Genomic DNA, 4,789 nt, shown 5'->3' with positions numbered 1-4,789 from the left:
ACCACCCCCGATCCGGCAGCCGCCCCGGAACTGCAGCCGACCCCACGATCGAGCGATGCCGAACCATTAAAAACAGGACTTAACGCCCTCTGAGAGACCCTCATTCGCGCGAGTACCACCCCAGCATCGTCAACTGGCTGATCGCCCGCGGCTTCGACGCCGAGGTCGGCAACAACCCCGACCGCTCGCAGTGGACCGCCCGCAACCCTGTGCGGGTCACCGACAAGAAGCTCGACGCGGTCTGCTACGTCGACGACCGCGCCGTCGCCTGCACCGGCAACTGGACCGAGGCTTCCGCCACCGCCCGGCACCACTTGACCCTCACCACCGACCCCGCCGCCCCGGGGAGCGCGCCTGTGACCACCGATACCCCCGCCGTCACCGACGAGCGCCTCGACCGGAACCTGGTCGAGGCGCTCACCCGTACCACGGACGATGTCAGCCGCACCGACCAGAAGGCTGCCGCCGAGCACAACGCGATGGTCTCCGCCCTCGACGACGGCTCGCCGCTGGAACGCAGCATGGGGCTGGCCCGGCATGATGCCGGGCCAGCCCCATGCTGGGTTTCGGGGAGCCGTGGAGTTGTGGAGCGGGCCCGCTCACGTAAACCCGGTTTACATCGTGGTGGGGAGGGCCAGGTGCGTGTCGGCGTCAGCAGCGATGTAAACCGGGTTTACACCGTGTCCCCTCAGGCCGGTTCCTCGGAGAGCTCGACGCTGTGCTCGGCGTTCAGCAGGTCGATCAGGGCGCGTGCGACAGCGGCTGCCTGACGGGGCGTGGTGACCGATCGGATGCTCTTCGCGAAGGCGTCCGCGTCGGCGGGGTCGACGGTCAGGGTGGCCAACGGTGTGGCGGTGGCTGCGGGAGCCGGCGACAGGTCGGGCTCGGGTGCGGCCGATCGGGCCTCGATATAAACCGGGTTTACTTCGGGCGCCGAGGCTGCCGGGGCCGAGGCGTCCCTCGGCGTGGCGGGGGAGGGGTAAACCCGGTTTACATCGGCGGCGCTCCGGGGCCGGGCGACCGTGGCCTTCGGCTTCTCCTTGGCTTCGCGGGCCTGGGTGACCTGCTCGTCCGCGGTCAGGGTTCCGGCGCGGGTTGCGGCGCCGAGACGGCGGGCTTCCTTGACGCCGATCTCCTTGTTCTCCACCATCTCCTTCACTTCCGGGGCCAGGTGAAGGAGCGCCAGCCGCTGTCCGACCCAGGCCGCGGTCTTCCCGAGGCGGCGGGCCACGGCGGCCTGGTTGCCGTCGTAGACGGTGTCGAGGAGTTCCTTGATCGCCTCGGCTTCCTCGACCGGGGGGACGTTCTCGCGGTGGATGTTGGCGATCAGTGCGGCTTCGAGCATCGCGGGAGCCGTCGGGGCGAGGTCGTCCTGCAGGTCGACCCGGATCCGCTCCAGGCCGGCGCGCTCAGCCGCGCGCAGGCGCCGGTTGCCGTCGAGAGCGACGAACGACGCGTCGCCCAGGTGCTCTTCGGGAACGTCGGGGTGGGCGTCGAGGAAGGCGAGCCGGGACACCACGGTGATCGCGGTGATCTGCCCGCTCTCCCGCATGCTCGCCGCGGTCTCGTCGATCGCTTCCTCGCTGTAGGTCTTGCGGTGGTTGCGAGGGTTGAAGACGACGTCGGTCAGCGGCACGCTGGAGGCCTTCCGGGCGCGGCCGAGGGCCTCGCTGCGGGCCTCGGCCGACGTCAGGTCGCCTCCCTTGGCGGCGCTCAGGTTGCTGAACGCGGACCCGCCGCCGGCACTCGCGAGCTTCTTGGCGATGCTCATCCGAGCCTCCTGCGGATCTCGCGCATGCGCTGCGCCTGGGTCGAGGACGGTGCGTACTGCAGTAGCGGCTGCTTCACGTGCACTGCCTCGCGCTGTTCCTTCAGGTCGGGGACGACGGCGAGGACCGGCGGGTCCTGGAGGGACTGCCACTGCTCGAGAGCGGTGGCGACGACGTAGCCCTTGCGGACGTCGTACTTGTTGACGACCAGGCCCAGGCGGTCGATGTCGACCTCGTAGTCGAGGGAGACCGTGTTGATCTGGCCGTCGAGCATCATGTAGGCGTGGGCGGAGGAGTCTTCGGCCTCGACGGGGATGACGACGCCGGAGTTGCCCTTCGCCTCGTTCTTGCGGCGGTGCGCGTAGTAGATGCCCGCGTCCATGGCCAGACCGAGGTTCGGCGGGGCGTCGATGACGATGACGTCGAAGTGCTCCTCCAGCGGGGCCAGCGCCCTCTGCAGCAGGGCTTCGCGGGGGCCCCGGACACCACCGAGCCTGGAGTCGAGGAGGAACGCCTCGAACGAGGACGGCAGGAGGAACAGCCGGTCCTCGAAGTAGCCGGGGGCGATCGGCACGATGTGGTCCATCAGGGAGCCGACGACGCGCTCGCGCTCGACCATGTGCGTCACCAGGCTCTCGGTGCCCGGCGCGATCTGCTTGCACCCCAACTGCTCGGTCAGGTGACCCTGCGGGTCGTAGTCCACGAGCAGGACGCGCAGGCCCGGGATAGCCGGCAGCTTCGATGAGCCGGTGGTGGCAGGCAGCCCGAGAGCTATGGTCTGCGCGAGACCGGCGGCAACCGTGGTCTTGCCCACGCCGCCCTTCTGGTTGCAGACGATGAAGCGCCGGGTGGGGCGGGTGATCGTCAACTCCGTCAGCGGCGCGGCGTGGGAGTCCACCCAGGCGCGGATCGCCTGGGCCAGACCCTGGACGAAGGAGATGTCCCGGCTCGTGCACTCGGCCTTGAACGTGTCGTACAGGCCGTTGGGCAACCAGGTGTTGAAGCTGTCCGCGCCTGCGGTGTCGACGGTCGCGTCCTGGCCGGCTTCGCGGCTCAGCCACTGCTCGACCGCTTCGGTCACCGCGACCTGCATGTCGATGCCGAGCTGCGCGGCTCGGGTCTTCAGAGCTTGGCGGAGAGTCGGCGGAAGCTTTGACGCAACCTTTTCCCGCTCTCCATCGGAGTATGGAGATGCCATGACGTCACCTTAGTGGCGCAGGGCTGGATTTGATGCGCCTGGGTGGACATCGGCGCGCCCCGGAAGGGAGGGGAAGTCGTGGAGGCGCCGGTTTGCCCACTGTGGCAGCCCATGCCAGCGCCCGTGCTCTGCCCCGCGACGGGATGCGCCCGAGGTTGGTCCACGAGGGGAACGACAAGAACGTGGCCGGGGTGACGGCACGGTGGCGGGCGCGGTCGGCGGGCCGGGCCGGGCGGCGGGTGCTGACGGCGCCGGGCTCGCGCGGCAGCACCAGCAGCCGCTCGGCGACGTCCGCCCGGCCTCGCCCTCGCCGGCCATCTCCTGGACGGCGAGGGCCGGGAGCCCCCGGAAACACCGCGTCCACAAGCTCGTTGACGCCCCAGCCTCCGCGTCCGTCGTGGACGTCAGCCCCGTCGTCACCGAGAACGGAGCAGAGCCGGTGACCGCGCGGACCCGTCTTTCAGGAGCGAAGGAGAAGAGTGGCGGTCAGGCACACAACGACGGTGCCAGCCAGTGCAGCTGCGAAGGTCAGGGCGGTACTGCCGACAAGACGGGGGGACCTGCGGACGGGGTCCTCGATCAGGCGCTTCGAGAGGAAGGCGAGGAGCAGTGACGCCACGGCGATGCCCCCGAGGGTGGCGTTGGAGAGCTGGTGGGTCGAGAGGGCGAACGGAACGAGCACGACTATGGGGAAGTGCCAGAGGTAGAGGGAGTAGCTGATGTCCCCCAAGAACTGGACGGGGGCCGATGAGGTCAGGAAGGTGTGCCATTGCCGCCCGGGTCGGGTGCCGGCGACGATGAAGAGACCGGTGCCGAGCGCGGGGATCAGCGCGATGGCGCCGGGGAATTCGGTCGTGGCGGTGAAAAAAACCGCGGATCCCAGGATCGCGGCGAGGCCGAGCAGTGAGGCCGCCTCTGCCACGGGTCGAGGCAGCACGAGCCGCTGGTGGAGCATCGCGATCGCCGTACCGATCGCGAACTCCCAGATCCGGATCGGAGTGACGAAGTACACCGGTCCAGGGGCGATCGTCGTGAGGTGGACGCACAGCACGAGGGAGGCGACACCCACCGCCGCGAGACCGGCGAAACGCGCCCAGGGCTTCTTCAACTTGAAGAGCAGCAGCAAGAAGAACGGCCAGCACAGGTAGAACTGCTCCTCGACCGACAGCGTCCAGTAGTGGGTCACCGCGGTGAGCTTGTAGAAGTTGACGGGGTTGGGCCAGAACTCCGTGGTGAGGGACCAGTTCTCCCAGTAGAAGACGCTGGCGATCACCTCGTGGACCAACGGGGCCCAGCGGACGCGCGGGATCAGGAAGAAGGCAGCGACGACGACGGCGACCAGCACCAGCTGCGCGGCGGGCAGGAGGCGGCGCGCCCGGCGGGCGTAGAACCCCAGGACGTTGATCCGCCCGGTGCGGTCGATCTCCCGGACCAGGTGGGCGCTGATGAGGTACCCGGAGATGACGAAGAAGATGTCGACACCGACGTAACCGCCGGTGAGTCGGGTCGGCCAGAGGTGGTTGACGACGACCGCCGCCACTGCCAGCGCGCGCAGCGCCTGGATGTCCGGGCGGAAGCCCGCACGGTCGGACTGGGGGGAGGTGCTCGGCTTCCGTCCGGCTTCGGTGTGCTGGTTCAGCAAGTGTGCTCCTTGGCGATGGTTGTGCGTCGGAGGGTCAGGGAGACGGGATGAGCGGCTTCCGCCGGTGCTTCAGTAGCGGTACTGGTCGGCCTTGTACGGGCCCTCGACCGGGACGCCGATGTAGTCGGCCTGGTCCTGGGTGAGGGTGGTGAGCTTGACGCCGAGGGCGTCCAGGTGCAG

Annotated in this window: 5 protein-coding genes; 1 reads left to right on the top strand and 4 read right to left on the bottom strand. The window is 69.1% G+C overall.

The window, feature by feature from the left end:
- Window positions 1-209: 209 nt before the first annotated feature.
- On the top strand, window positions 210-770 hold the full coding sequence (locus tag ACFY00_RS38025) for a hypothetical protein (RefSeq protein WP_388038829.1): 561 nt from the start codon (window positions 210-212) through the stop codon (window positions 768-770).
- Here the strand turns inward: ACFY00_RS38025 and ACFY00_RS38020 are convergent.
- From ACFY00_RS38020 to ACFY00_RS38005, 4 genes are all read right to left on the bottom strand, one after another.
- Entirely contained in the window at window positions 689-1,771 is a 1,083-nt protein-coding gene (locus ACFY00_RS38020) for a ParB/RepB/Spo0J family partition protein (protein WP_388038827.1), read from the bottom strand. The genes ACFY00_RS38025 and ACFY00_RS38020 overlap by 82 nt on opposite strands.
- A complete protein-coding gene (locus tag ACFY00_RS38015; RefSeq protein ID WP_388038824.1) occupies window positions 1,768-2,967 on the bottom strand; it encodes a ParA family protein in 1,200 nt (399 codons plus the stop codon). The genes ACFY00_RS38020 and ACFY00_RS38015 overlap by 4 nt, the downstream gene beginning before the upstream one ends.
- Before the next feature lie 460 nt (window positions 2,968-3,427).
- A complete protein-coding gene (locus ACFY00_RS38010; protein ID WP_388038821.1) occupies window positions 3,428-4,609 on the bottom strand; it encodes an acyltransferase family protein in 1,182 nt (393 codons plus the stop codon).
- Between the two features lie 69 nt (window positions 4,610-4,678).
- A partial coding sequence (locus tag ACFY00_RS38005; protein WP_388038833.1) for an adenosylhomocysteinase occupies window positions 4,679-4,789 on the bottom strand: 111 nt, incomplete at its 5' end.

The sequence above is a fragment of the Kitasatospora sp. NPDC001540 genome (assembly GCF_042894345.1).
Lineage (GTDB): Bacteria > Actinomycetota > Actinomycetes > Streptomycetales > Streptomycetaceae > Kitasatospora > Kitasatospora phosalacinea_C.
This window is presented reverse-complemented; position numbering and strand designations above follow the sequence as displayed.

What these genes read in the sequence shown, in the direction of transcription:
- ACFY00_RS38015 (WP_388038824.1), bottom strand. Translation starts at nt 2,967, where the DNA reads ATGGCATCTCCATACTCCGATGGAGAGCGGGAAAAGGTTGCGTCAAAG.
- ACFY00_RS38020 (WP_388038827.1), bottom strand. Translation starts at nt 1,771, where the DNA reads ATGAGCATCGCCAAGAAGCTCGCGAGTGCCGGCGGCGGGTCCGCGTTC.